The sequence below is a fragment of the Streptomyces sp. NPDC007971 genome (assembly GCF_042958635.1).
Taxonomy (GTDB): Bacteria; Actinomycetota; Actinomycetes; order Streptomycetales; family Streptomycetaceae; genus Streptomyces.
This window is the reverse complement of the sequence record NZ_JBIBJK010000004.1, coordinates 223079-249236: the sequence shown is the minus strand read 5'-3', so window position 1 is coordinate 249236 and position 26158 is coordinate 223079. Positions and strand designations below refer to the sequence as shown.

23 protein-coding genes are annotated in these 26158 nt (G+C 73.4%); 3 read left to right on the top strand and 20 right to left on the bottom strand.

Annotated features, from left to right (window positions below):
• Window positions 1–64: 64 nt before the first annotated feature.
• The 3 genes from ACFZCP_RS10255 (at window position 65) to ACFZCP_RS10245 (ending at window position 2956) form a co-directional block, all read left to right on the top strand.
• Window positions 65–796 carry a DsbA family protein gene (locus ACFZCP_RS10255; protein ID WP_391425840.1) on the top strand — a complete coding sequence of 244 codons (732 nt, stop codon included), beginning with the start codon at window positions 65–67 and terminating at the stop codon, window positions 794–796.
• A 270-nt stretch (window positions 797–1066) separates the two neighbouring features.
• Window positions 1067–2587: a hypothetical protein gene (locus tag ACFZCP_RS10250; RefSeq protein WP_391425838.1), complete on the top strand. Its 1521-nt coding sequence runs from the start codon at window positions 1067–1069 to the stop codon at window positions 2585–2587.
• 45 nt (window positions 2588–2632) lie between these two features.
• A complete protein-coding gene (locus ACFZCP_RS10245; protein ID WP_362684719.1) occupies window positions 2633–2956 on the top strand; it encodes a hypothetical protein in 324 nt (107 codons plus the stop codon).
• Window positions 2957–2995: 39 nt separating this feature from the next.
• Here ACFZCP_RS10245 and ACFZCP_RS10240 read toward each other — a convergent pair whose 3' ends face one another.
• The 20 genes from ACFZCP_RS10240 to ACFZCP_RS10145 form a co-directional block, all read right to left on the bottom strand.
• Window positions 2996–4333, bottom strand: coding sequence for a protein kinase (locus ACFZCP_RS10240; RefSeq protein ID WP_391425836.1), 1338 nt, complete (start codon window positions 4331–4333; stop codon window positions 2996–2998).
• Window positions 4334–5278: a protein phosphatase 2C domain-containing protein gene (locus tag ACFZCP_RS10235; protein WP_391425834.1), complete on the bottom strand. Its 945-nt coding sequence runs from the start codon at window positions 5276–5278 to the stop codon at window positions 4334–4336.
• Window positions 5272–5943, bottom strand: a complete 672-nt coding sequence (locus ACFZCP_RS10230) for a tellurium resistance protein (protein WP_362685310.1) — start codon at window positions 5941–5943, stop codon at window positions 5272–5274. Before ACFZCP_RS10230 ends, ACFZCP_RS10235 begins: the two co-directional genes overlap by 7 nt.
• A 234-nt stretch (window positions 5944–6177) precedes the next feature.
• Window positions 6178–7842, bottom strand: coding sequence for a hypothetical protein (locus tag ACFZCP_RS10225; protein WP_391425832.1), 1665 nt, complete (start codon window positions 7840–7842; stop codon window positions 6178–6180).
• On the bottom strand, window positions 7839–10550 hold the full coding sequence (locus tag ACFZCP_RS10220) for a GTPase-associated protein 1-related protein (RefSeq protein ID WP_391425830.1): 2712 nt from the start codon (window positions 10548–10550) through the stop codon (window positions 7839–7841). Before ACFZCP_RS10220 ends, ACFZCP_RS10225 begins: the two co-directional genes overlap by 4 nt.
• Window positions 10547–11788 carry a hypothetical protein gene (locus ACFZCP_RS10215; protein ID WP_362684734.1) on the bottom strand — a complete coding sequence of 414 codons (1242 nt, stop codon included), beginning with the start codon at window positions 11786–11788 and terminating at the stop codon, window positions 10547–10549. Before ACFZCP_RS10215 ends, ACFZCP_RS10220 begins: the two co-directional genes overlap by 4 nt.
• 3 nt (window positions 11789–11791) lie before the next feature.
• Window positions 11792–13990 carry a hypothetical protein gene (locus tag ACFZCP_RS10210; protein ID WP_391425827.1) on the bottom strand — a complete coding sequence of 733 codons (2199 nt, stop codon included), beginning with the start codon at window positions 13988–13990 and terminating at the stop codon, window positions 11792–11794.
• 525 nt (window positions 13991–14515) lie between these two features.
• Window positions 14516–15274 carry a sirohydrochlorin chelatase gene (locus ACFZCP_RS10205; protein ID WP_362684740.1) on the bottom strand — a complete coding sequence of 253 codons (759 nt, stop codon included), beginning with the start codon at window positions 15272–15274 and terminating at the stop codon, window positions 14516–14518.
• Window positions 15275–15282: 8 nt separating this feature from the next.
• Window positions 15283–16167: an ABC transporter permease subunit gene (locus tag ACFZCP_RS10200; RefSeq protein ID WP_391425824.1), complete on the bottom strand. Its 885-nt coding sequence runs from the start codon at window positions 16165–16167 to the stop codon at window positions 15283–15285.
• Complete coding sequence (locus tag ACFZCP_RS10195; protein ID WP_391425822.1) at window positions 16154–16936, bottom strand: ATP-binding cassette domain-containing protein; 783 nt, start codon at window positions 16934–16936, stop codon at window positions 16154–16156. Before ACFZCP_RS10195 ends, ACFZCP_RS10200 begins: the two co-directional genes overlap by 14 nt.
• 36 nt (window positions 16937–16972) lie before the next feature.
• Window positions 16973–18085, bottom strand: coding sequence for an aliphatic sulfonate ABC transporter substrate-binding protein (locus ACFZCP_RS10190; RefSeq protein ID WP_391425821.1), 1113 nt, complete (start codon window positions 18083–18085; stop codon window positions 16973–16975).
• A gap of 231 nt (window positions 18086–18316) precedes the next feature.
• Window positions 18317–19651: a GTP-binding protein gene (locus ACFZCP_RS10185; RefSeq protein WP_391425819.1), complete on the bottom strand. Its 1335-nt coding sequence runs from the start codon at window positions 19649–19651 to the stop codon at window positions 18317–18319.
• Window positions 19652–19653: 2 nt separating this feature from the next.
• Window positions 19654–20598, bottom strand: coding sequence for a sulfate adenylyltransferase subunit CysD (gene cysD, locus ACFZCP_RS10180; protein ID WP_391425818.1), 945 nt, complete (start codon window positions 20596–20598; stop codon window positions 19654–19656).
• Window positions 20595–21131, bottom strand: coding sequence for an adenylyl-sulfate kinase (gene cysC / locus ACFZCP_RS10175; protein WP_391425816.1), 537 nt, complete (start codon window positions 21129–21131; stop codon window positions 20595–20597). Before cysC ends, cysD begins: the two co-directional genes overlap by 4 nt.
• Window positions 21132–21157: 26 nt before the next feature.
• Window positions 21158–21868, bottom strand: coding sequence for a phosphoadenylyl-sulfate reductase (locus ACFZCP_RS10170; RefSeq protein ID WP_391425814.1), 711 nt, complete (start codon window positions 21866–21868; stop codon window positions 21158–21160).
• Window positions 21865–22047: a hypothetical protein gene (locus ACFZCP_RS10165; protein WP_391425812.1), complete on the bottom strand. Its 183-nt coding sequence runs from the start codon at window positions 22045–22047 to the stop codon at window positions 21865–21867. The genes ACFZCP_RS10170 and ACFZCP_RS10165 overlap by 4 nt, the downstream gene beginning before the upstream one ends.
• Window positions 22044–23741, bottom strand: coding sequence for a nitrite/sulfite reductase (locus ACFZCP_RS10160; protein WP_391425810.1), 1698 nt, complete (start codon window positions 23739–23741; stop codon window positions 22044–22046). Before ACFZCP_RS10160 ends, ACFZCP_RS10165 begins: the two co-directional genes overlap by 4 nt.
• Before the next feature lie 122 nt (window positions 23742–23863).
• A complete protein-coding gene (locus tag ACFZCP_RS10155) occupies window positions 23864–23947 on the bottom strand; it encodes a putative leader peptide (RefSeq protein ID WP_345942706.1) in 84 nt (27 codons plus the stop codon).
• A gap of 127 nt (window positions 23948–24074) precedes the next feature.
• Window positions 24075–24647: a GNAT family N-acetyltransferase gene (locus tag ACFZCP_RS10150; RefSeq protein WP_391425807.1), complete on the bottom strand. Its 573-nt coding sequence runs from the start codon at window positions 24645–24647 to the stop codon at window positions 24075–24077.
• A 93-nt stretch (window positions 24648–24740) separates the two neighbouring features.
• Entirely contained in the window at window positions 24741–26075 is a 1335-nt protein-coding gene (locus ACFZCP_RS10145; RefSeq protein ID WP_391425805.1) for a hypothetical protein, read from the bottom strand.
• Between the last annotated feature and the right edge of the window lie 83 nt (window positions 26076–26158).

Sequence of the window (26158 nt, the reverse complement as noted above, 5' to 3'; positions counted from 1 at the left end):
GACCAGTGAAACGGACGGGGATTGGGCCGGGATCAAGAGCCATTGACGTACTAACGTCACGGGTATGACGACGCCTTCCGACCACGGCCGCACCACCGCCACCGGCCCCACCGCTGCTTCCGCCGACGCCACCGTCGCCGCTGCCTCCACCGATGCTGCCACCGCCCTCGCCGCCGCCACCGCCGGTGCCCCGGCCACCCGGGTCGACTTCTACTTCGACCCCGCCTGCCCCTTCGCCTGGATCACCTCCCGCTGGCTGCTGGAGGTCGAGCGCGAGCGCCCGCTCGACCTCCGCTTCCATGTCATGAGCCTGTACATGCACAACACCGGCAACGAACTCCCGGACTGGTACCGCGACCTGGTCGACCGGTCGATCGGCCCCGTGCGGGTCGCCGTGGCCGCCGCCGAGCAGCACGGCACCCCGGTGCTGCGCGACCTGTACACCGCGTTCGGCACCCGGATCCACGCTCGGGGGATCAAGGACTTCGACACGGTGGTCGCCGAGTCCCTCGCCGAACTCGGTCTGCCCGCCGCCCTCGCGGACGCCGCCCGGGACGCGTCGTTCGACGACGCGGTGCGCCGCAGCCACGAGGCGGGCGCCGAGCCGGAGTCGGGCGGCTATGTGGGCACGCCGACGATCCATGTCGACGGCACGGTGTGGTTCGGCCCGGTGCTGCGGGCGATTCCGCGCGGCGCCGAGGCGGCGGAACTCTTCGACAGCGTCCGGGTGCTGGCCCGCCACCCCGACCTGTTCGAACTCAAGCGCACCCGCACCGGAGCGCTCCGCTTCGACTGACCCGGTACCGGGCCCACCCCGAGCAGGTCGACCCTCCGGCTGTCAAGTCGGCTGCGGCGCAAGGAGATTGGCTGATAAGCGCCCCTCCGGCCGAGGTGTCGTCCCGTGCCAGTGACACCTGTGCCGGAACGGACGCAGTACCAAGAGCCGACCGCGGTCCGACGCCACAGGGGAGCGCCGGACCGCGGTGCCCGGCTCGCCGGAACCGCGCGACAAACCCACCGGGTTGTCCCTAGGGTGAAGCGCGCGGAACGGGCCGGAGGGGGACGGATGAGCACGTCGGGCAGACCACTGCCGTCACTGCCGCAGTACCGGAAGGACTCGGTGACACGGCGTCTGTGCGCCTCGGTGCACCTCGACGACGCCTTCGCCCTCTACGTGGACCGGGCGCTCACAGGCGACCGGCTGGACGCCCTCGGGCTGAGCCTCGGCATCAACTTCGTGGCCCTGGCCCGGCAGGCCCGCAGGGCCACCCTCCGCCGGGCGGCCCTGGACCGCAGGCTGGCCTGGCTCGCCGCGGTCGTACCCGTGGCCCTTCTGGTGGGACTGTGGGGGCTGGTCAACGGACACGGTTCACTCGGATGGGTGGCGATTTTCGGCCTTCTCGGGGCGTACGCGGCCGCCTGGACCCTGGTCCACCGCAAGGAGTCCACGGACCGGGACTTGGCCCGCGAGATCTACCTCTCGGCCGGGAAGCCCGAGCAGACGGCGCAACCCGTGGAGCCCGAGGCGGAGGCCTGGCTGAACGAGGTGAAACGCGCCAACGTCCTGCCCTACGCGGACGCGGCCGCCCAGACCACTCCGTTCGTCGGCAGCGGCTCGAAGATCAAGGAGGTGGTCTGGCAGCCCATCGACGTCAGCAGGCCCGCCGAGGCCCCCGGCGGCGGCAAACTCCCCCTGCGGGACTTCGACGCCGTCGACCTGCACACCTACGTGGCCCGGCACATGGAGAGCATCTCCGGACTCCAGGGCCTCAGGGCCCAGAACCGGCTCTACGTCATCGGGAGCAACGCGAGCTACCTGCCCGAGCTGGTCCCCGACCGCACCGCCCGGCCGCACGCCCGGATACCCAAGCACCTGGTGCAGGCGGGGCTGCAGAACCCGGGCGCGGGCATGCGCACCCACCTGTGCCTGGAACGCATCGGCGAGGGCGGCCGGATGATCGTCTCCATGTACCTGCGCGCGATCCTCCATCCACCCAGCCTGACCTGGGAGGTCGCCGCCTATGCGATACCGCCGCTGGACGGCCGCTTCCACCGGGTGGACCGGCTCCCGGTGGCCCCCCGCGAACGCTGGTGGGACCTCGTCGGACACGCCACCAGGCACACGGGCGGGGAACTGCGCGGCGCCCTGGGCCGGCTCCGCTCCCGTCGTCGCTGGCAGCACGACCACGAGCGCGCACTGACCCGGCTGCGCCGGGCGATCACCAAGCAGCACGTGCTGTACGACTACGGCGCCAAGGGCAGCCTGCGCGAGGACCTGGGCGCCTGGGACGAGGCGGGCTACGCCGAGCGCACCGACGCGCAGGACTTCCTGTTCCGGCTCCAGCAGGGCGTGCTCGTCGCCACGGAGCGGTTCCTGCAGGACCACAATGTCGACACCAGCTCGTACGACAAAGCCGTTCAGGTCATCAGCACACAGACCTACAACATCGGTAACGTCAGCGGTCCCAGCATCTTCGGCAACGACGGCCGGATCGCCATGGGCGGTCAGCAGGGACCCGGGCCGCACGGCGGCCAGGGACCCCAGGGCGGCCCGGGACCCGCGGGATCCGGCCCGCCCCCGCCGTAGCCCCGACGCCGACCGCTCCCTCAGACCAGGAGTCAGGACACGACAGTGAGCACCTACAACTTCCACGGGAACATCAACGGCCCCGCCAACATGGGCGACCACGGCCGCATCGACATCACCCACGGGCTGAACCTGGAGGGCGTCATCCAGCTCTCCGAGGGGCTCCTCGCGGCGCTGCGCGCCGAGTACCCGGGACTCGTGCACCACGGCGACGTCATCCGCGGTGCGCTGGCGGAGTCCGAGGCGGACGGCGGGCCGCCCAACCGGGGCCGGATCCGCTCGGCCCTGGAGGCCGTCAGCATCAGTGCCTCGGCCGGCACCAGCAGCCTCGCCTTCGTCCAGCAGCTCATGCACGTCATGGGCCTGTAGACGGCCGGGGCCCCGTCGCCACGGGGCCCCCACCGCCGCTCACCTGGCCCGCACCACCGCCCGTACCCCGTCGCCGAGGTCCAGCTCCAGACCGGACCTGAGCGGCACCGTCTGACCGGGCTCCACCTTCTGCACGGTGCCGTCGGAGCGGGTACCCGTCCAGGCCTGCTGCGACCGGTTGGCGAAACCGAACCGGCCCGGCCTGGCGGGGTGTTCGACCAGCTCCGCCACCAGCGCGGCGTCCGAGCAGTCGTGCCGCGCCGGCTCCGGCAGCAGATGGTGGGCCTGGATCCGGGCGCCCCGGCGCAGCCGGATGTGGTGCTCGGTGCGCGGCGGGGGAGTGGTCACCGTCAGCCGCGGCGGCAGCACCAGGACCGCCCCGCAGCCCCAGCAGTGCCGCGGCGGCGGGTTCTCGCCCGGCTCGGTCATGTTCTGCCGCCCGCAGGACGCGCACTCCACCACCGAGTCCAGCACCGCCCGCAGCGCATTGCGCCACTCCGACTCGCGGACCCGGACCGCCGGATCGTGCAGCCCGGCCGTGAAGGAGCGGCGGAACAGCTCCTGGAGCGTCCCGGCCGCCGCGGACCAGGTCGCCAGCACGGTCGCGTGCTCCATCGGGTCCGGCGCGTTGGAGTCGTCCGCAGGGTCGAAGACGAACAGCGGGCTCTTGCCGTACAGCCTGCGCTCGGCCGCCTCGTCCAGACAGTGGATGCCCAGCTCCCGCTTGCCCTTGAGCGGGTGATGGTTCATCAGGAACATGAACAGCAGCACGGCCAGCGAGTGCAGGTCGGACTGGGTGCCCGGACGCGCGCCCGGATCGCCGCGCACCAGCTCCGGCGCCATGAACTCCATGGTCCCCGAGATGCCGCTGGCGTCGCCCTCCACCACCGCGTTGTCGTTGTCGCAGACCAGCACGTCACCGGTGGCCGGGTCGAAGAAGATGTTGCCCCAGGAGATGTCCCGGTAGGCGATGCCCCGCGAGTGCAGCGCCTGATAGGCCTCCACCGTGTACAGACAGGCCGTCAGCAGTGCGCGCGGGCTGGTGCGCAGCTGCCGCCGGAACAGCGCCGGAAGCCCCTTGTAGCGGTCCGGGCGCAACCCCATCAGATAGCCGAACGAGCCGCGGTGCGCGGGCACGTACGCCTCGGGCCACAGGAACCGGTCGTCGGCGAACTCCCGCGCGACCAGCTCCCTCACGATCACCTCCTGTTCGCCCGTCGCACAGGTCGGGTAGTACCACTTCAGGGCCCGCTCCCCGTCCGGTGTGCGGACCCGGTACACCTCGCCCTGGCCGCCCGCGCCGAGGAAGTCGACGATCTCGACCTCGTCACCGTTCTCCGCCGCAAGGCGCGTCCCGCCATCGAGCATGCCGCTCATCTACGTCTCCGTCTCCCGTTCTTCCGTCCCGGCGGCACCGCCGGCCGCCGCCGCGGACTCGTCGTCCGCCCCGTCGTCCGCCGTAGCCCCGTCCGGCTCCTCGCCGTCCTGTGCGCAGCGCACCGCCGCCGCCAGCGTCGTGTCGTCGCCCGAGTAGCGCGAGGCCTGGCCCAGCCACTCGGGCAGCACCGCGCGCACACCCGGGCCGCCCTGTTCGGCCAGCCGTCCGGCCAGCCCCGCGACGAACTCCCGGTACCCGTCGGCCGACGCGTAGCTCTTCGAGAGCCCGTCCGTGGAGAGCACCACCAGGCGCGGGGTGCGTGCCTCCTCGAACAGCGGCGCCCAGTGCATCCGCACCGACCGCCAGGCCTCGCGCCCGCACAGCGACTCCGTCTCGTCGCCCAGCTCCTCCTCGGGGGGTGCGAGCGGCCGGCTCAGCGTGCCATCGTGCTCCACCACCGCAAGGTCCCCGTCGCCGAGCTGCCAGGCCACGAACAGCCACGGGGTGAGCACGGCACCGATCAGCGTCGTGCCGTACAGCACGAGCTTGTCCTCGGGCGCCGGTTCCCGCGCGGCCTCCTCGACGACCGGGCGGTGACGGTCCCAGTGGCCGAGGGCCGCCTGGCGCCACTCGTGGACCAGGGCGCGCGGGAAGTCGTCCCGCGCGTACGTCATCAGCCGTGCCAGACGCCCGGGCTCGTGGCAGTCGTGCGCCGCCCGGCCGAAGCCGGCGGCCAGCGACACGAACCGGTCCACGGCGAAGCGCGCCCCCAGCTCGCTGCGCGCGTGCACCGCCGAGCCGTGCCCGTCGGCCACGGCCAGGACCAGCGGGTCCTCACCGGATCCGGTGCCCAGGCACTCGTACCAGTCCTGGTTGCGCCGCTTGTTGACGCCCTGGACGCTGTGGGCCAGCGTCTCCCACCGTCGCACCCCGAGCGTCACCACACGTCGTCATCGTCGTCGTCCAGCACCGGCGGTGCGTACGGCTGCTTCGCCATGGTCACCCCCGCAGGGGTGTCGCCGCCCGCGACCGGCTGGGAGGCCGCCTTGACGGCCGCGGTGGACGCCCACCGGATGGCGGCGGCCAGCTGCTTGGGGCTGTTGGCGTCCAGAGGCTGCAGCTCCGGGTTGCCGAGGAACTCCTGGAGCACCCCGCGGTCCGCGTCCGTGCCGATCGCGATGGCGACCCGCACCGCCTTGCGGCCCCAGGGGGTGGCGTCGACGGCCTTCAGGCCCGCCTTCCAGTCGTCGGTGGGAACCCCGTCCGACACCAGCGCGAGCACCGGCTTCAGCGCCCGCTGCGGCATCGGCGGTGTCTGCAGCTCCCGTGCCACCAGGTGCAGTGCCTCACCGAGGTTGGTCATGCCGTCGACCTGCACGTCCTGCCAGGTGAAGTCGTCGACCGGGACCGGCGTCTGGTGATGCCACTGGGCGGTGGTGGAGAAGGTGACGGTCCGCAGCAGCAACTGGGCCGCGGGGTTGTCGTGCGCCACCGACCGCATCTCCGGAACGGCCTCTCTGATCGCGTAGTTGAGCTTCGCGATCTTCTCGCCCTGCATCGAGTACGAGCAGTCGAGCAGCCAGATGAAATGGACCGGCCGGTTGGCCATGGGCCCGCCGGGAATGTCGCTCACGCCGTGATTCCTTTCCGGTGGAGGTGAGTGTGGAGGTGAGGGTGCAGGTGAGTTCGGGATCGGGGTCGGTATCGGGGGGATCGGGGCCGTATTCGGGTCAGAGCAGCAGCCGTACGCCGTAGCCGAGTGCGGCCGCCGCCAGTACCAGGGCGGTGACGAACAGGCCCGCGAGAGCCCGCCGGGCCCGGGAGACCGAGGGGGTGACCTGGCTCATGCCTTGCTGAACCTCCCTTGCCTGGTCTCGTCCGGGCGCCGCCGGGGCCGGATCAGCCGGCCCGCCGGGCCGCCGCCGGACCCGGTGAGCGGACCGGTGCGCAGGCCCGAGGCCGCGAGCAGCCACAGCACCGGTTCGGCGGCCCGGCGCTGCTCGCTCTCCAGCGGCCCGGTGCCGGTGGCCGCATGGGCGCTGACCGCCCAGTAGCGGGCCGCCCCGAAGTCGTGGCCGAGGGCGCGCACCAGCCCGCCCAGACCGATGCCGGTGAGCCACTCGCCGAGGTGCGCGCCGGGCACCGGCAGCGAGGCCAGCTGGTCCAGCACGTCCCGCTTGGTCACCACGGTCGCCACGGACATCCGCGACCGCCGGCCGGTGAGCGCGGCCAGCTCCCCGGTGAGCCGCTGGTACGTCTCCCACGGCCCCTGGGAGGAGGGGCGTGCCCGGTCGGCCCGGTCCCGGTCGGCGGGGCTCAGCAGTCCGCGGACCTTGGGGTCGGCCAGCACGTCGGCGACCAGGACCACTCCGTCCGTGTGGGCCAGATAGCGCTGGGTGCGCACCCGTTCGGCGTCGCTCACCGACTCGCCCATCGGGTCGTACAGGTACAGCAGCCGGCGCCGGCGGCCCCGGGCGACCGTCAGCATCAGGGCGCGCGGCGGGCCGCCGGTCGTGGCGTGTGCCCAGCCGGTGCGGTTCAGCTCCTGGGTGAGCCCGGTCTGGGCGCGCTGGTCGTCGATGCCGGCGTACTCCACACGCAGTTCGCCCTGCCGGGCCCAGGCGTGCAGCCCCTCGACCATGGCCGCCATCAGCATCGTCTTGCCCGACGACGTCCCGCCGACCAGGGGCGTGTGCACCACCCGCAGGGCGCCGGCCGCCCGCGGCAGGAACTGCTCGCAGTGCGGGCACAGCGCGGTCAGCTTCCCGCGGCCCGCGAGCCGGGTGGTCGGCAGCCGGTGCCCGCACCGGCACACGTGCCCCAGCACGCCGTGGCGTCCCGGCCGCAACCCGGCATGGTGCGCACGGCAGCCGGGGCAGCGGTACACAGGCAGTGCGACCGGCGCCCAGCACCCGGGATGGGGGCACCTGACGCGGATGCCCCGCACCAGCGTCCAGCCCCGCTCCAGCCCGCGCAGCACCGGCACGGCGGCGGCCCAGCCCACCCACACCACGGCCAGCAGCAGCCCGAACAGCAGCAGGGCCCAGCCGAGCAGCACGGTGGCCAGCACGGCGCCGGCCAGCGCGCCCGCGGCGGTCCCGGGCGCGACGAGCACGGCAAGCAGGAACCGGGTCAGCGGCATCACGGCGGGGCGTCCCGACGGCCGGCGCCCGAGGAACAGGTTCCTGACGATCCGGTGGAGCCACCGGCCGGTGCACGCCGACCACACGGCCCGCAGTCCCGCGCGCCCGGCGGCCAGGGCGTCCGCCCACGACTGCCGCCACCAGTAGGCCGGATACGCGGGCTCGCCGCCGCCGACCCCGGCCAGACGCGGATCCGAGCGGCCGGTCTGCCAGGGCCCGAGCCCCCGCCACACGGCCAGTACACCGCGCCCGAGGAACTCCCACAGCGTGCGGCACCCGCACACCGCGGCGGCGACCACGCCGGCCCAGCCGAACAGGGCCAGCACCACCAGCACTTCGACGCTGTCGTTCGTGCCCACCTTCATCGGCGGCCCTCCTCGTCCGGCGGCTCCACGTCGCCGTACCAGGCCGTGGGCCGGTCCTCGCGCCGCCCGCGCCCGGTCAGGCGGCCCGCGAGCCTGCCCAGCGCCCCGGGCCGGTTCCAGGCGTGATAGGCGTCCAGGCGGCCCCGGCCGGTGCGGCGCAGCGCCTCCTCGACCTCGGCGAGGTCCTCGGCGGGCAACGCCCGCACCACGGGCCGCAGCACCTTGGACAGCAGGGCCGTGCGCATCTCGTCCCAGGCCGGATGAGTGCCCGGGTAGGCGCTCCAGTCGCAGAAGCAGGCGGCGACGTACGACGGCACGGTGCGCAGCCGGTCACCGGCCCGGTCCGAGCGCGCCAGCCGCGCGTACGCCGCGAGCAGCGCCGGATCGCCCGAGCGGGCCAGCGCGTACAGCTCGCTCTCGGGCGCCGGAGCGGCCAGAAGCCGCCGCGCCACCGCGTCGCAGACCCGCCGGGTCACCGGCTCCGGCACGGCCTCGGCCGCGCCGTCGCGCAGGCCCAGCACCCGGTTCACCCAGCCCTCGCCCTCCGCCTCGGTGCCCAGCTGCCCGGCGAACTCCAGCAGGAGCAGCGGCCCGCGGTGGGCGGAGGGCAGATCGGTGGGGAAGCCCCGCAGCAGGCGGGTGGCGAGGACCGGTACGGCGGGGTCGTCGGCCGGGGCGGCGAGCGCGGCCCCGACCAGCAGGTCCCGGGTGCCGGCCACCCGGTGGGCGTCCGAGCCCAGCTCGTCGAGCAGCAGGCTCGCCTCCTCACCCGTCGGCAGGCCGTCCGGCCACACCAGGTGGAAGGCGGTGCGCAGGACGGCGGGCTCGGCGTGCGGCGAGACCCCGGCGGTGCGCAGCACCTCGTGGAACCGCCCCAGCCGGTCACCGCCGCGCCGGTCCGTTCCCCCGGCCTGGACGCACATCCGCAGGTGCGGGAAGCCGGAGTCGAGCGAGACCGGCAGACCGGAGCCCGCGAGTCGTGCGGCGACCCCGGGCGGGTTGGCGGCCGCGAGCGAGTTCAGTGCCCCGAACAGGGCGGTGCGCAGGGCGGGATGGCCGTGGACGGCGTCGAGCAGGGCGGCGGGACAGCTCCCGTCGCCCGCGCGGCCGTCGGTGGGGAAGGGCACAGGACCTCCCCGGCCGTCGGCGGGGGAGCGCGCAGGATCTCCCCGGCCGTCGGCCCGGAAGCGCGCAGAGCCTGCGGGGTGCGGGCCGCCGTCCTTGGCGGATGTGGTCCGGCCGGGCGGCACGGTTCCCGCGTCCGGACCCGCCTGCGCGGTTCCCTCCGCCGCGTCCGGGGCCGTCGCCCGCCCGCTCACCAGGTCCCGGGCGATGCGGCCCGCGAACTCCGCAAGCACCTCCGTGCAGTCGACATCGAGCAGATCGGCCACGCGCAGCAGGGCGAGCGGGCGCCCGGCGGCCGGTTCGGCGGCGTCGGCGACGCCCCGGCGCAGGTCCGGGGCGAGATCGCGGGCCAGCTCGGCGCGGAGCGCGGGGGTCAGGGACCCGGCGCCCAGCGGCGGCACCGGGCCCCGGGCGCGTACCGCCGAGGCCAGCACCCGTGCGGCCAGCGGCGCCGACACCACGGTGGGCACCTGCCCGTCCAGCCGCGCCAACAGGGCGGCCAGCGCCGCCGGTTCGCCGTCCAGGGGCGTGCCGGTGGGGTTGTACCGGGTCTCCCGTGCGCCTGGGCCGCCCGTGCCGGCACGCGGCTCCCCGGCCCCGCCCGCCAGCGCGGCGACCAGCGCGGTCAGCGACTCCTCGGGCAGCGTGAAGGCGTGGTCCGCGGCCCAGCGGGCCGCCGCCGCCCGCCCGTCGGCCCGCAGCCCGACACCGTCGACGAGCGCGGCCACGGCGAGGCGTCCCAGCTCGCCGGAGCCGTCGCGGAACAGCTCGGGCCGCCCGGCGGCCCAGACCCGGGCGCACACGTCGGCCCAGGCGTCGTCGACGGGAGCGGTGTCGGTGCCGGCGGTGCAGTCGTGCACCCGGAACCGGTGGTCGTGGCCGGCCGGCTCGGAGGACGGCAGTGCCCCGACGATCTGCTGGCGGGCCTGCTGCGGACGGCGGGTGTACGTGACGAAGGTCAGCCGGTGCGCCTGCTCGCGCGCCAGCACGGTGCAGGCGAGCGCGATCCACTGGGCGACATCGGCGCTGTCGTGCTCCACGAGCACGATCTGCCGGGTGTCCGTGCCGTCGGCCAGGGCTCGCAGGTCCGCGAAGAAGGCGGCCAGCCGGTCCGCGCGGGACCGGGCGAAGGCCACCAGACCGTCCCGGCGCAGCAGGCCGGACGGCTCGAACCGGTCGACGGGCTCGGTCCGCCCGCCCTCGGGTGTGGCATCGGCCCAGCGCGGCGACTCCCACGCCGTGATGGGCAGCGCCCCGTCCGGCAGCCGGACCCCCGGCGGCAGATGGAAGGCGTGGGCGTGGAAGTTGCCCCACCGGCCGCTGTAGTCGGCACCGGTGTACACCGAGCGGCTGAGCAGCATCCCGCCGTCGGAGAGTTCACTGAACGCGAAGGCCTTCGGGAAGCTCTTGAGCTGCTCGGCGTCCGGGCGGGCCGCGAGGTCGCGCGGCGGCTCGTAACCGATGAGCTGCTCGGCCTCCCGCAGCAGTGCGGGCGTGACGCCGGGGCTGACCGCGGTGAACCGGAACCCGGACCCGTCCGGTCCGGGCGGCGCGGAGGTGTAGTGCAGCTGGGAGAGGCTCACCGGGCACGCCCCTTCGCCGCGGCGCTGACGGGCAGCAGCCCGCGCCGGGACAGCAGCCACAGCAGCGGATCCTCCACCCGGACCGGCTGCGGACCCGACTTCGGTACGTCCGCCGGGGCGCTCGCGGGTGGCGGCGCCCCGAGCGCGGAGAGCCCGAAGAGCGACAACTCGGCGAAGTCCAGCTCCAGTTGGCGCAGCAGCGCGCCGGAGTCCCAGTCGTTCAGCAGCGACCGGAGTTCCTCGTGCACGGCGAGCCGGTCCTCGGCGTCGTGGCGGCCGGCGCTGTGCGCCGCGTTGCGCAGCAGCGGGGAGTGCGGGTCGAGGAGCGGACCGAGCATGTCCGTCTTGGTGACGGCCACCGCGATCGGCGTGGACACGCGGCCCCGCGCCTTCCCCCTGCCGTGGGCGCGCAGCTGCGCCGCCAGGTCGGCGGCGATCTGCTGCGGCGCGGTCTCCACCACGGGCAGCGGCGGCCCCTCGTGCACGGGCAGCCGGTCCCGCACGGAGCCGAGCTGGAGCGGATCGACGAGCAGGATGATCCCGTCGGCGGCGCCGAGGTAACGGGTGTAGCGGTTCATCGCCTCGGCGCCCGCGAGGTCCTCACCGGCCGCGTCGAAGAAGACCAGCGTGGTGTGCCGGGTGCCCGAGCCGCCCAGCAAACCCTTGCGGGGCAGGCTGAGCCGGTACAGCAGCGGGTCGTTGAAGCCGAGGGCGGCCGGCCGGGTGGCGTCCGGCAGCCGCAGCCGCTCGTAGAGGTCCTCGGCCATCTCCCGGTCCCGTTGCTGGGTGCTCTGCCCCATCGCCGCCAGCGAGGCGTGATAGGCCTGACCCACGCGGTGGTTCAACTCGTTGACCAGCACGGACACATAGGTGCTCTTGCCGGAGGCCTTCGCGCCGACCAGCGCGATGATCCGGCTGTCCTGGTCGCAGTAGTCGCTGGGCAGATCGCTGTGGCAGGACCGGCACGCACGCACCGGCGTGGGCACCCCGCACTTCGGGCAGGGCACGCTGCTGCCCCCGCCGCCGAACCCGGCGACCTTGCGCGCGGGGGCGAACAGCGGCCCGCGCATCCGGGCCGCCGGGGGCACACTGGGGCCCATGAACCCGGCCCAGGCGTCGTCGCGTTCGGGCCCGCAGGGCGCGCTGCCGCGCACGCCGCTCGGGGTCATCTGACAGCGGTAGGGCAGCTTGGCCGCCGGCGCGCGGTCGAAGCAGTAGGGACAGATCACGGTCGTCATGGCTCAGCGCACCACCAGGCTGGCGAGGGAGGGTTCTTCGAGTCGCACCAGGGCCGCGTGCTCCCCGAGCAGGAAGCCGCGCAGCGTGTAGGGGGCCGGGCAGGGGGAGGCCGGCAGCTCCTGTTCGACGGTCCCGCGCCGGGCCAGGTCGGGCCCGGCTATCCGCAGCACCGTCGTGCCGTCGGCGACGCTGCGCGGGCGGAGCGTCCCGCTGCGCGCCACGCACACGAACTCCGGCACGTTCCCGGGCGGCCCGGACGCGGACAGGCTGACCCGCAGCAGGGGGCGGCCCCGGCCCAGCAGCCGGCGCGGGGCGCGCACCAGGTGGTAGCTGACGGCGGTGTCGGGCGGCAGCAGCGCCTCGGCCGCGTCGGGGACCACCACGACGGCACCGGGCACCCGGGGCACGGTCGCCGCCCGGATGCGCACGGCGCCCGGACCGACGGGCAGGCGCAGTCCGCCGCGCCGGTAGGCGTGCGCGGTGAGGGTCCGCTCCCCGGAGCCCTCCGTGCCGTCCCAGGTGACCACGAGGTGCCCGGCGTCCTCGGGCCAGTCCAGGGTGACCTGTGCCTGCCCGTCCGGGAGCCGGGTGGCGGCGAGCGAGGGCACGGCGTGCACGGCCTCCACGGCGACGCCCGGCCCGGCCAGCGCCCGCGCACCGAGCACGGCCACCGCGGTGACCTTAGCCCGCGTGCCGGCCGGAGGGCACAGGACGCCCGCCCGCCCGGGCCAGCCGGGCGCGGGCGGCAGCTCGCCCGTGCGCAGTTCGGTGCCCGGCGCGGGTGCCCGGCCGGGCCAGACCAGCAGCCGGACCTCGGCGTTGCGCCCGCCCGTCCACGCGAACCGTAACGAGCCGCCCTCGGACCGGGCGGTCAGCGTGCGCACGGGCTCGGGCCAGGGGTGGACGGTGCCGGTCACGCTGACGCCCGGGGAGCCGACACGGTTGCCGTCGGGCGCGCGGTAATGGCTCACGATGCGGAAGGTGTGCGCACCGGCCGGCAGACCGGTGGCCGTGAACCCGTCTAAACGGGACTCCAGTTGCCCGGTGCCGCCCCGGGACCCGGTCCGCTCGACCGTCACCTCGTCGACGCCGGTCGGCGGCTGCCAAGTTCCGACGATGCGGCCGGGCCCGTCGGTCAGCGCCGCGCCCCCCACCTCCGGGGCGACGAGCAGCCGCCGCGACACCAGGGGCGGCCCCGCCAGGCGCCCCTCGCGCAGGGGGAGGGCCGCATAGCGGACGGTCGAGCCGAGCGCGGCCTGCTTGTCCCGGACGGTCCCGGCCGGCGTCGGGTCCGCACCGGACACGCTCCGTACGGCAGACCTGCCGCCCTCCGTGCGCTGCAGCCGCAGCAACCGCCAGTCGCCCGGAGTGCCGTCCGGATCCTTCCAGGTCAACTCCACGTCGCCGGAGCGGAGTTCGGCGTCCAGGAGGGGAGGATCGTGCGGGCCGGGCCGGTGGATGCGGACCAGGGAGCCGAGGGCCCGCCGGTCGTCGGCGGCCTCGCCGAGAGCGGTCAGACACGCGCCGCTCGCGGCCTGCCGGTCACCACGCTCCTCGGCGCGCCGCGCGGACCGCAGGGCCTCGTCGACCACGTCGAGCCGTTCGGACACTTCGGTGCGCAGCGCGGTCAGTGCCGGGTCCCCGCCGTCGGCCGGCAGCCGGTCGAACAGCCCCCGCAGCCGGTGCAGCCGCCGCTGCTCGTGGGCGTCGGCGAGGGACTCGGCGGCGTCACGCCCGCGCCGGTCCAGGGCGGGCCGCAGTCGGGCGGCCGCCACCAGGCCCGCGACCTCGTCCGGGTGCACCCCCAACTCGGCCGCCGCACGGGCGCGTCGGGAGGGGGGATGGTCCTGCAGCAGGCAGATCAGCTGGTAGAGGACGACACGGCGAAGGGCCTGCGGATCACCGCGGTGGAGTGCGGCCATCCGGGCCGCGAGCGCGGCCGCGGAGCCGGGCCCCCGGGCGAGGGAGTCCAGGAACGGGCCGTCCACCCGGCGCCGGCCGCGCGGGCCCGCCGGCACGTACAGCCCGTCCAGGACACGTAATCCCGTGGGGGAGGCACCGAGGGCCTCACCGAGATGACGCAGCCCGGCCGTGTGCTGGGCGACGGCGAGGGCGCCGTAACCGGGCACGAGAGGGCTCAGCGGCAGACCCGACAGGGCCCTGGGCAGCCCCAGGTGATGCCCGAACTCCTGACCGGCCACGCGAACTGCTCCCCCGATAGTGCTTCGGGGAACCATCCCAGCAGATCCGGGCGGGGCCAGGAAGGGGTTTCGGGGAAACCGAGCAGGTCGGGACGTACGACCACGCAACTGGCCCGCCAGACCCGGGCGCCGAGATCGACGGGAGGGTTCGGACCGGCCTGGCGGGCGTCGAGTGAGGCGGTCGGCGGCAGGCGTCGGACTGGGTTGTCGGGCATGGGCGCGGGGTCGGCGGGAGGGTTCGGACCGGCCTGGCGGGCGTCGAGCGACGCGGTCGGCGTCAGGCGTCGGATCGGCCTGTCGGGCATGGGCGCGGGGCCGAGGGGAGGGCTCGGGCCGGCCCCACGGGTGTCGAGTGCGGCGGTCGGCGTCAGGTCTCGGACCGGCTCGTCAGGCTCGGGCGTCGCGGTGGGCGGGAGGTAACGACTGATCCCTCGGGCGTCGAGCGCGGCGGTCGGTGCCGGGTGTCGGGGCGCTCCGTCCGGCACCGGCGTCGCGGCCGGCGAAAGGCGTGGAACGGTCCGTCCGTCAGGCGCCGACGGCCGCGGCCAGCGGCAGGCGGGCCGTGTCGTACCGCTCCAGCAGCACCCGCGCCACCTCCGGCGCCGCGCCCAGCACCTCCGCCAGGACGTCCGCGTCGGCCGCGCCGCGCGCGATGCGGTCCGGCAGGAAGCCGGGAGCCAGCACGTACGGTGCCACCGCGACCCGCTCGCAGCCGAGGGCCCGCAGTTCCCGCACCGCGTCCTCGGTGCGGGGGAACCCCCCGGGAGAACCGGCGGAGGCGAACGCAGGCCGCACGGCGCACCAACCGGTGTGCCACCACTCCCGCGCGATGTCTGCGATCACTGCGATCGCCTCCGGGTCGGAGGACCCCGCCGAGGCCAGCACGACCCCGGTCGAGGACTTGTCGGCGGGCGTCAGGCCCGCCTCGTACAGCCGCCGTTCCAGCGCCGACAGCAGCAGGGGCGACGGGCCGAGCACGTCCGCCTGCCGGATCCGCAGGCGCGGCGGCGCGTCCCGCAGGACGGCCGGGATGTCGGCCTTGGCGTGGAAGGCGCGGGTGAGCAGCAGCGGCAGGGCCACCACGTCCCGCACCCCCTCCGCCGCCAGCGACTCCAGCACCCCGTGCACGGAGGGGATGTTGAAGTCCAGGAAGCCGGTCTCCACGCGCAGTCCGGGCCGCAGCGACCGCACCCGCTCCACGAGGGCGTGCACGGTCGCGGCGTGCCGCGGGTCGCGGCTGCCGTGGGCGACGACCACGAGGACGGGGCGGACCGGACGGCGCATGGGGGTACTCAGCCCTTCACCAGCAGGCCGCGGCTGCGCAGCACCCACCGCTCCAGCGGACTGAAGATCAGCAGGTCGATGGCGATGCCGACGAACAGGATCAGGAAGATCGCCTCGAACACCATGGACATGGAGCTGGCGTTGCGGCCGTTCTCCAGCAGCGCGCCCAGGCCGATGCCCAGGTCGGGCGAGGAGGCGATGATCTCCGCGGCCATCAGCGAGCGCCAGGAGAAGGCCCAGCCCTGCTTCAGACCGGCCAGATAGCCCGGCAGCGCGGCCGGCAGCACGATGTGCCAGGCGCCCTTCAGACCGGTCGCGCCCATCGTGCGGCCCGCCCGCAGGAACAGCGGCGGCACCTGGTCGATGCCGGAGACCAGGCCGTTGGCGATGGACGGGACCGCGCCGAGCAGGATCACCGCGTACATCATCGAGTTGTCCAGGCCCAGCCAGATCACCGCGGGCGGCACCCAGGCCACCGACGGCAGCGACTGCAGACCGGACAGGACCGGGCCGATGGCGGCGCGCACGAACTTCACCCGGGCCACCAGCAGCCCCAGCGGGGTGCCGATGGCCAGCGCGAACGCGAAGCCCAGCAGACCGCGCGAGACGCTGGTCCAGATGTAGTCGAGCAGCGTGCCCTCGAGCCAGGCCCTCTTGAACTCGGCGCCCACGTCGGCGGGGGAGGGCAGCTTGGTCGGATCGTCGACGATCTTGAAGGAGATCAGTGCCTGCCACACGGCCAGCACCACCACGGTGGCGACGACCGGCGGCAGGATCTTGTCGACGAACGTCCGCCGCAGGGGCGTGCGGCCGGTGACGGCCGTCTCCAGGGCGTCCAGGCCCGCCTCGACGCTTCCCGCGTCCGTGGCGGTCTTCGTCTCAGTGCTGGCCATGACGGCGGATCTCCCCACGCAGGACTTCGGTGATCTCCAGGGACAGTTCGGCGACCGGCGCGTCCTCGATGCGCCGCGGCTGCGGGATGTCCACCCGCCATTGCCGGGCCACCCGGCCGGGCCGGGAGGACAGCAGCACGACCCGCTGGGCGAGCCGCACCGCCTCGCGCACGTTGTGCGTGACGAAGAGGACCGACAGGCCCGTCTCCTCCCAGATCCGGGTCAGTTCGTCGTGCAGCAGGTCGCGGGTGATCGCGTCCAGTGCCGCGAACGGCTCGTCCATCAGCAGCAGCCGGCTGTCCTGGGCGAGCGCCCGGGCCATGGCCACGCGCTGGCGCATGCCGCCGGACAGCTCGTGGACCCGCTTGCCGTACGAGCCCTGCAGCCGGACCAGTTCGAGCAGCTGCTCGGCGCGGCCGCGCCGCTCGCTCTTGGGAACCCCCCCGAGCTTCAGGGCGAGTTCGATGTTCTTGCCCGCGGTCAGCCACGGGAACAGGGCGTGCTCCTGGAACATCAGAGCCGGACGCCCGTGGGTCGTGATGCTGCCGGCGGTGGGCCGGTCGAGCCCCGCCACCAGGTTCAGCAGGGTCGACTTGCCGCAGCCCGAGGCCCCCAGGAGGGTGACGAACTCGCCCGGGGCGACATCGAGGCTGATGTCGTCGAGCACGAGCTGCTGTCCGGCCGGTCCTGCGAAGGACTTGGAGACGTGCTCGAGGCGTGCCGCCTGCTCGACGGTCTCGGCGGCCGCCTTGGCGAAAGTCGTGGACATGGTCGTCACCTCCTGGGAACTCACCGGGTGCGGGGTTTACTTGACGCCGAGTCCGGCGTCGTCGACCGTGCTGCCGCCCTCGGCCTTGAGGACCTTGTTCACGAGGGTGAGGTCGTAGATGCCGTCCAGCTTCGGGTTCTGGAGCAGACCGGACTTCACCGCGTGCTGCGCCTCGGTGCTGAGGGTCCCGGCCAGCGGGTCGTCGGTGAACTGGATGGACTTCCAGGCCGGGTCCAGGACATCGGCGGGCAGGGCCTTGCCCGAGTCGGACGCCAGCTGCTTGTTGGCCGCGGCCTTCGCCTCGTCCGGGTGGCCGTTGATCCACTTGTTGGTCTCGACCGACGCCTTCAGGACCGCCTCGACGGCCTTCGGGTGCTCCTTCAGGAAGCTCTGCGACACGATGATGTTCGTGATCACGAACTTCTTGTCCGGCCACAGCGAGGACTCGTCCAGCAGCACCTTGCCGCCCTCGGCGACCAGCTTGGACGCGGTCGGCTCCGGCACCCAGGCGCCGTCGATGGAGCCCGACTTGAAGGCGTCCGGGGTCACCTTGTTGTCCGTGCGGACGACGGAGACGTCACCCTTGCCGCTCTGCGCGTCGACCTTCCAGCCCTGCTCGGCGACCCAGTTGAGGAACGCGACGTCCTGGGTGTTGCCCAGCTGGGGCGTCGCGATCTTCTTGCCCTTGACGTCCTTGAGGGACTTGATCTTCTTGGGGTTCACGACCAGCTTCACGCCGCCGGACGCCGAACCGCCGATGATGCGCAGGTTCTTGCCGTCGGACTTGGTGTAGCCGTTGATCGCGGGGGAGGGGCCGATCCAGCCGATGTCGATGGAGCCCGAGTTCAGCGCCTCGATCTCGGAGGGACCCGCGTTGAAGAGCTGGTAGTCGGCCTTGGTGGCGCCCAGCTCCTTCTGGAAGAAGCCCTTCTGGTTGCCGACCAGCGCGGTTCCGTGGGTGAGGTTCCCGAAGTACCCGATCTTGACGGAGTCCAGGCCGTCGATCTTCTTGGCCCCGGCGGCGATCTTCGCGTCGGAGGTGTCGTTCTTGGACTCGGACCCGTAGCTGCAAGCGGCGAGGGTGAGCAGGGGGAGTGCGGCGAGGGCGGCTATGCCGCGGCGAAGCAGAGTGGAGCGGTTGGCAGGCACGGGAGGCTTTCCTCTCGTTGGCCCGGCGGTCACGGTCTTTCAGGTCGTGGCCGGGAGGTCGGCAGGTCTTCGTCGCTTCCGGGACGTCGGGTGGGGGGCCGGGGCGCGCAGGCAGTGCGCGTACGTCATCGCGCACATCGCGCCACCCCGCCCTGCCCGCTGCCGAGGGCGCCGCTGCCGACGCGGCCGCCCTCCTTCGCGAACGTCGAGTAGAAGTCGGTCCGGTTCATGTCAGAAGTCCCAGCCGTCGTCTTCGGTCTCGTCCTTGACCGGTTCGGGGGCCGCGAACGACTCGCCGACCATGCCCGCGGTGAGCGTGGTGCCGTCGCTCGGGTCGATCAGGATGAAGGAGCCCGTGCGGCGCGAGTCGGCGTAGGCGTCGACCGGCAGCGGCTCCGCGGTGCGGATCTTCACCCGGCCGATGTCGTTGGCGACGAGCTGTCCCGGGTGCGGGTGCAGGGACAGGTCGTCGAGCGTGAGCCGGGACGGGATGTCCTTGACGATCGCCTTCACCGTGCGGGTGCCGTGCTTGAGGAGCACCCGGTGCCCCACCGTCAGCGGTTGGTCGGCGACGTGGCAGACGGTCGCCTCCACGTCCTGCGTGGTGGCCGGCGCGTCCTTCGTCGGCACGATCAGGTCGCCGCGCGAGACGTCGATGTCGTCCTTGAGCAGGATGGTCACCGACTGCGTCGTCCAGGCCAGGTCGACCGGCTTGCCGAGCAGGTCGATGCCGGAGACCGTCGTGGTGCGGCCGGACGGCAGGACGGTGACCCGGTCGCCGACCCGGAACGTACCGGCCGCGATCTGGCCCGCGTAGCCCCGGTAGTCGGGGTGCTCGGCGGTCTGCGGCCGGATCACGTACTGCACGGGCAGCCGGGCGTGGCAGTGCGCCAGGTCGTGGCTGACCGGGACGGTCTCCAGGTGCTCCAGCACGGTCGGGCCGCCGTACCAGTCCATGGTCGCCGACGGCTCCACCACGTTGTCACCGGCGAGCGCCGAGATCGGGATCGCGGTGACCTCGGGGATGCCCAGCTCGGTCGCGTACGCCGTGAACTCCTCGGCGATCGCGGCGAACACGGACTCCCGGTAGTCGACGAGGTCCATCTTGTTGACGGCCAGGACGACGTGCGGGACGCGCAGCAGGGCGGCGATGGCGGCGTGCCGGCGGGTCTGCTCGACGACGCCGTTGCGGGCGTCGACCAGGACCACCGTCAGTTCGGCGGTGGAGGCGCCCGTCACCATGTTGCGGGTGTACTGCACATGGCCCGGCGTGTCGGCGAGGATGAACCGGCGCCGCGGCGTGGCGAAGTAGCGGTAGGCCACGTCGATCGTGATGCCCTGCTCGCGCTCGGCCCGCAGGCCGTCGGTGAGCAGCGCGAGGTCGGGGCCGTCCTGGCCGCGGCTCGCCGACGCCCGCTCCACGGCCTCCAGCTGGTCGGTGAGAACCGACTTGGAGTCGTGCAGCAGCCGCCCGACGAGGGTGGACTTGCCGTCGTCCACGGAGCCGGCGGTGGCGAACCGCAGCAGGGTGGTGGCCGAGAGCGCCTCGGTCGTGGTCGTGCTCATGCTTAGAAGTACCCCTCGCGCTTGCGGTCTTCCATCGCGGCCTCGGAGAGCTTGTCGTCGGCGCGGGTCGCGCCGCGCTCGGTGAGCCGGGACGCGGCGATCTCCGTGATCACCTGCTCCAGCGTGACGGCGTCCGAGTCGACGGCGCCCGTGCAGGACATGTCACCGACGGTCCGGTAGCGGACCAGGCGCCTGACGACGGTCTCGGACTCCTTCGGGCCGCCCCACTCGCCGGCCGTCAGCCACATGCCGGCCCGCTGGAACACCTCGCGCTCGTGCGCGAAGTAGATCTGCGGCAGCTCGATGCCCTCACGGGCGATGTACTGCCACACGTCCAGCTCGGTCCAGTTGGACAGCGGGAAGACACGGACGTGCTCACCGGGGGCGTGCCGGCCGTTGTAGAGGTTCCACAGCTCGGGGCGCTGGCGGCGCGGGTCCCACTGGGAGAACTCGTCGCGCAGCGAGAACACCCGCTCCTTCGCCCGGGCCTTCTCCTCGTCCCGGCGGCCGCCGCCGAAGACGGCGTCGAACCTCTCGCTCTGGATCTTCTCCGTCAGCGGAAGCGTCTGCAGCGGGTTGCGGGTCCCGTCCGGACGCTCCTTGAGCACACCCCGGTCGATGTAGTCCTGCACGGAGGCCACATGGAGGCGCAGCCCATGTGTGGCGACCGCACGGTCCCGGTACTCCAGGACCTCGGGGAAGTTGTGTCCGGTGTCCACATGCAGCAGCGAGAACGGCACCGTCGCGGGCGCGAACGCCTTGAGCGCGAGGTGCAGCATGACGATGGAGTCCTTGCCACCGGAGAACAGGATCACCGGGTTCTCGAACTCTCCCGCCACCTCACGGAAGATGTGCACCGCCTCGGACTCCAGCGCGTCCAGGTGCGAGAGGGCGTACGGGCTGTCCGCGCCCTCGTGGCCTTCGTGGACGGAAGCGACGGTCGTCATGCCAGTCCCCTTTCGCTGAGTGCGGCGTACACGGACGCCGCGGACTCCTGCACGGTCTGGTTCTGGGACTCGATCCGCAGATCCGGCGACGCGGGCTCCTCGTACGGGTCGTCGACCCCGGTCAGCCCCGTCAGCTCGCCCGCGGCCTGCTTGGCGTACAGGCCCTTCACGTCGCGCACGGAGCACACCTCGACCGGCGTGGCCACATGCACTTCGAGGTACGCCGTGCCGTTCTCCGCGTGGCGCCCCCGCACCGCGTCCCGGCTGGCCGCGTAGGGCGCGATCACCGGGACCAGCGCCGTGACGCCGTTGCGGGCCAGCAGTTCGGCGACGAAGCCGATGCGCTGCACGTTGGTGTGCCGGTCCTCGCGGGAGAAGCCGAGGCCCGCCGAGAGGAACTCGCGGATCTCGTCGCCGTCGAGCACCTCGACGCTGCGGCCCTCGGCCCGCAGCCGGCCGGCCAGCTCGTGGGCGATCGTGGTCTTGCCGGCACTCGGCAGACCCGTGAGCCAGACGGTGGCTCCGGTGGTCACGTGGTTCTCCTGAAGGTCGAAGGTCGTCATCCGTGCAGCCCGCACTCGGTCTTGGCGCGGCCCGCCCAGCGGCCGGCGCGCGCGTCCTCGCCCTCCAGGACCCGTCGGGTGCACGGGGCGCAGCCGACGGAGGCGTAACCGTCCGTCAGCAGCGGGTTGGTGAGGACTCCGTGCTCGGTGACGTAGGCGTCCACGTCGTCCTGGGTCCAGCGGGCTATCGGGGAGATCTTGACCTTCCGCCGCTTCTCGTCCCAGCCCACGACCGGGGTGTTCGCCCGGGTCGGGGACTCGTCGCGGCGCAGGCCGGTCGCCCAGGCCCGGTAGCCCTTCAGCCCTTCCTCCAGGGGCCGGACCTTGCGCAGCGCGCAGCACAGGTCGGGGTCGCGGTCGTGCAGCCTCGGGCCGTACTCGGCGTCCTGCTCGGCGACCGACTGCCGCGGCGTGAGGGTGATGACGTTGACGTCCATCACCGCCTCGACGGCGTCCCGGGTGCCGATGGTCTCCGGGAAGTGGTAGCCGGTGTCGAGGAAGACGACGTCCACCCCCTTCAGCACCCGTGAGGCCAGATGGGCGACCACGGCGTCCTCCATGGAGGAGGTGACGCAGAACTGCCTGCCGAAGGTGTCCACCGCCCACTGGAGGATCTCCAGCGCCGGGGCGTCCTCCAGGTCACGGCCCGCCTGCTCGGCGAGCCGCTTCAACTCCTCGTCCGTGCACGCGTCCTGGGCGGTCGTCATATCCGGTCGTCCCCTCCGTCGTCGGCTCGCTGCAGTCCCCGGGCGAGGACCCCGAGGAACTTCAGCTGGAATGCGCGGTTGCACGCCCCGCATTCCCAGGCGCCGTGGCCCTGCTCGCTGGGACGCAGGTCCTCGTCGCCGCAGTAGGGGCAGTGGAAAGGCGCGGCCCGCTCGCTCACGACAGGGCCTCCTCGTCGGCACGCGCGGACCAGGTGGCGAACCGCTCGCCGTCCTTGCGCTCGGCCTGGTAGCGCTTGAGGACCCGCTCGACGTAGTCGGGCAGTTCCTCCGAGGTGACCTTCAGGCCGCGGACCTTGCGGCCGAAGCCCGCCTCCAGGCCGAGGGCGCCGCCGAGGTGCACCTGGTAGCCCTCGACCTGCTCGCCCTTGTCGTCGAGGACCAGCTGGCCCTTGAGACCGATGTCCGCCACCTGGATACGGGCGCAGGCGTTCGGGCAGCCGTTGAGGTTGATGGTGATCGGCTCGTCGAAGTCCGGCAGGCGGCGCTCCAGCTCGTCGATCAGCGACATGCCGCGCGCCTTGGTCTCCACGATGGCGAGCTTGCAGTACTCGATGCCCGTGCAGGCCATCGTGCCGCGCCGGAACGGGGACGGGCTGACCGTCAGATCCAGCGCCTCCAGCCCCGCCACCAGGGACTCGACCTGCGACTCCTCGACGTCCAGCACGATCATCTTCTGCTCGACGGTGGTGCGCACCCGGCCCGAGCCGTGCGCCTCGGCGACGTCGGCGATCTTGGCCAGCTGTGTGCCGTCGACCCGGCCGACGCGCGGCGCGAAACCGACGTAGAACCGTCCGTCCTGCTGCCGGTGCACACCGACGTGGTCGCGCCAGCGCTCCACCGGCTGCGCGGGCGCGGGGCCGTCGACCAGCTTGCGCTGCAGGTACTCGTCCTCCAGCACCTGCCGGAACTTCTCCGCGCCCCAGTCGGCGACCAGGAACTTCAGGCGGGCGCGGGTGCGCAGGCGCCGGTAGCCGTAGTCGCGGAAGATCGAGATGACGCCCTCGTAGGCGTCCGGGACCTCGTCCAGCGGGACCCAGGCGCCGAGCCGGACGCCGATCTTCGGGTTGGTGGACAGGCCGCCCCCGACCCACAGGTCGAAGCCGGGGCCGTGCTCGGGGTGGACGACACCGACGAACGCGACGTCGTTGATCTCGTGCGCCACGTCCAGGAGCGGCGAACCGGAGACCGCGGACTTGAACTTGCGGGGCAGGTTCGAGAACGCCTTGTTGCCGACGATCCGGCGGTGGATCTCCTCGACGGCCGGGGTGCCGTCGATGATCTCGTCCGCGGCGATGCCGGCGACCGGAGAACCGAGGATCACGCGGGGCGTGTCGCCGCAGGCCTCGGTGGTGGACAGGCCGACCGCCTCCAGCCGGTCCCAGATCGTGGGCACGTCCTCGATCCGGATCCAGTGCAGCTGGATGTTCTGCCGGTCGGTGATGTCCGCGGTGCCGCGCGCGAACTCCTGCGAGATCTCGCCGATCACCCGCAGCTGCTCGGTCGACAGCCGCCCGCCGTCGATGCGCACCCGCAGCATGAAGTACTTGTCGTCCAGCTCCTCCGGCTCCAGGATCGCGGTCTTGCCGCCGTCGATCCCGGGCTTGCGCTGGGTGTACAGCCCCCACCAGCGCATCCGGCCGCGCAGGTCGTTGGGGTCGATCGAGTCGAAGCCGCGCTTCGAGTAGATCGTCTCAATGCGTGTCCGCACATTGAGACCGTCGTCGTCCTTCTTGAACTGCTCGTTGCCGTTCAGTGGGGTGAAGTGACCTGCGGCCCACTGCCCCTCACCGCGGTGACGGCTCACCTTGCGGCGGGGCGTGGACGCGGCGGGATTCTGCGGGGTGGCGGCCATGGATGTACGTCCTTCGGACAGGCGGAAAGCTGCTCTGATCTGCGCATTCGCGCGCATGGAGGCATGCGCGCGCCTTTGCGCAGCAGGAATCAGGTACGGGAAAGTCGGCGGTGCTGGGTCAGTCAGCTCGCCGGACAGATGGCGCTGGACATGCGGCCGAGGTCGACGTGCCGCCGACTCACCAAGGCAACTCCAGTTCCGGACATGGCGGAAGCGTGTCACGGAGATCTGGACACAGTCCAGCTTCGTCCATCATGCGGACACCCTTGTCCCGAAGAGTGGGACAAGGGTGTCATCGGTCACATGCGCTGCGGAACGGCTTGTCCCGCCAGGTCAGGCGGGGTATGCCCCGGGCCAGGGGCCGGGCGTGGGCACCTCGGCCTCCTCCTCGACCTTCGTGTCGAACAGCCTGAAGCCCCGCCGCAGGTAGTTGTCCATCGCGAACGCGCCGTCCTTGCTGCACGTGTGCAGCCACACCCGCTTCGTCGGCGCGCGCTCGGGCCACCGCTCGGCCAGGTCCCAGGCGCGGGCGGCACCGTACGCCAGCAGGTGGCCGCCGATCCGGCGGCCGCGGAAGGCGGGGAGCAGACCGAAGTAGGCGATCTCGACCACGCCGTCGTCCTGTGGATCCAGCTCGACATGGCCGGCGGGGGTGCCGCGGTCGTACGCCACCCACGTCTCCACCCCGGGACGGTCCAGGTGCTCCAGCCACCGGGCATGGCTCCAGCCGAGGCGGTCGGTCCAGCGGATGTCGCCGCCGACCGATGCGTACAGGAAGCGGCTGAACTCGGGGGAGGGGACCTCGGCGCGGGCGATCCGTACGTCGCCGTCGGGGGACGCGGCCGGCAGGAGGTCGGCCGGTGAGGTCTGTTCCAGGGACCAGGTGGTGACGGGGATGCTGCTCATGCGGGTCAGGGAATCATCCCGCCCGGCCCTCTGTCGATCGCCCCGGTCACGCCGCGCGGTACGGGGGCCGGCAGCGTCGCCGGGCCGCGGGCGTCACCCGAGCGACCGGTCCAGGGCGGCCAGGGGCACCGCGAACAGCATCCGGTCCGACAGGGACCACACCTCGCCCGTCGCCTGCCAGTACGACAGCGAGCCCGGGGCCGCCGCCCAGCAGTGGTGCGAGGCGTCCGAGCCGCAGCGGGCCATCGCCGTGCCCTTCGTGTCCTGCCGCCACAGCCCGCCATGGCCGTCCACGGGGCTGGACATCCGTCCCACATACCAGGACGGGCCCGTCGCCCCCGCCCGCCGGTACGACAGCACGCCCCGGATGCCGGCCGCCCGCGTCCGGTAGGCCTCGACCGCGTCGGCCCGCCCGGTGGCGTCGGTGGCGAGCAGGCCGCTGCGCGCGGGGTCCGTACTGAACGCGTACCGCCACAGTCGGGCGTGCCGGCCGCCGTCGGGGGCGGTCCACTCGCCGGCGACGAGAGTGTCGGGTGCCGTGCCGCGGTCCAGGGCGAGGGCGCCGGGGCACGGGGGGCCCGATGCGGTGCAGTGGCCTGCCGAGAAGCGGTAGGAGCCGACGGCGGGCATCACGTACCGGTAGCCGTCGGCGGACCAGCCGCCGGGCACCCGGCCGATCGCGGGCCCGTCCTCCGTGGTGCGCTGGATGCGGTCGAGGTCGTAGACATAGAGCGCGTCGGCGCTGCCGGTCGTGGTCGTGACCAGCAGCTTGTCCTGGTACCAGACCATGCCGGAGATGCGGGCGGCCAGGCCGCGGTAGTCGCGGCCGCCGTCGACGGGCACCGTCAGCAGGACCCAGCGGTAGGCGGGGCGGCCCGGGCGGTCGGCGTCGACGAAGGCGACCCGGGCAAGGCCCCGCTCGGAGGCCGGTCCCGTGGTGGTGCTGTGCGTCCAGCCGGTGAGGATCACCCGGTGGGTGCCCCGGACGCCGTCGTCGTCGGCGTCCCCCGACGTGGTCACCGAGGCGGGCTGCCAGGCGGTGTCGGCGGCATCGGCGCGGTCCCAGCAGTAGGCGCGGGCGGCGGCCGGGGTGACGGGCAGGGTCGCGCGGTCCCCGGCGGTGCAGTCGTCGCCGTCGCGCAGGGTGTGGTCGGCGTCCTCCAGTACGGCGTCCACGCCGACCGGGCGACCCATGGAGGCGGCGAGCCGGTTCAGCGTGCGGGCGGCCACCAGGTGCTCCTGGAGGCGCAGCGCGCCGGTGTCCGCCGGGGAGGTCAGTGGCTTGAGGGCGCCGGGGCTCTCGGCGACCTCGGCCTGCGAGGCGCTGATCAGGGTGGCGGCCGCGGTGAGGGCCAGCGCGGTCCCGGCCAGGACCGCGCGCAGAGCCGCGCCCCGTCTGTGCCGGCGGTGTCTGCCGCGATGCTTCATCCCGTCCCCTCCTCAGGGCTCCTTCGCCTCCGGTGCCACGTCGGCTCGCTCGCGGCCGGAGAGGGCCAACTGCGCCTGGTGAT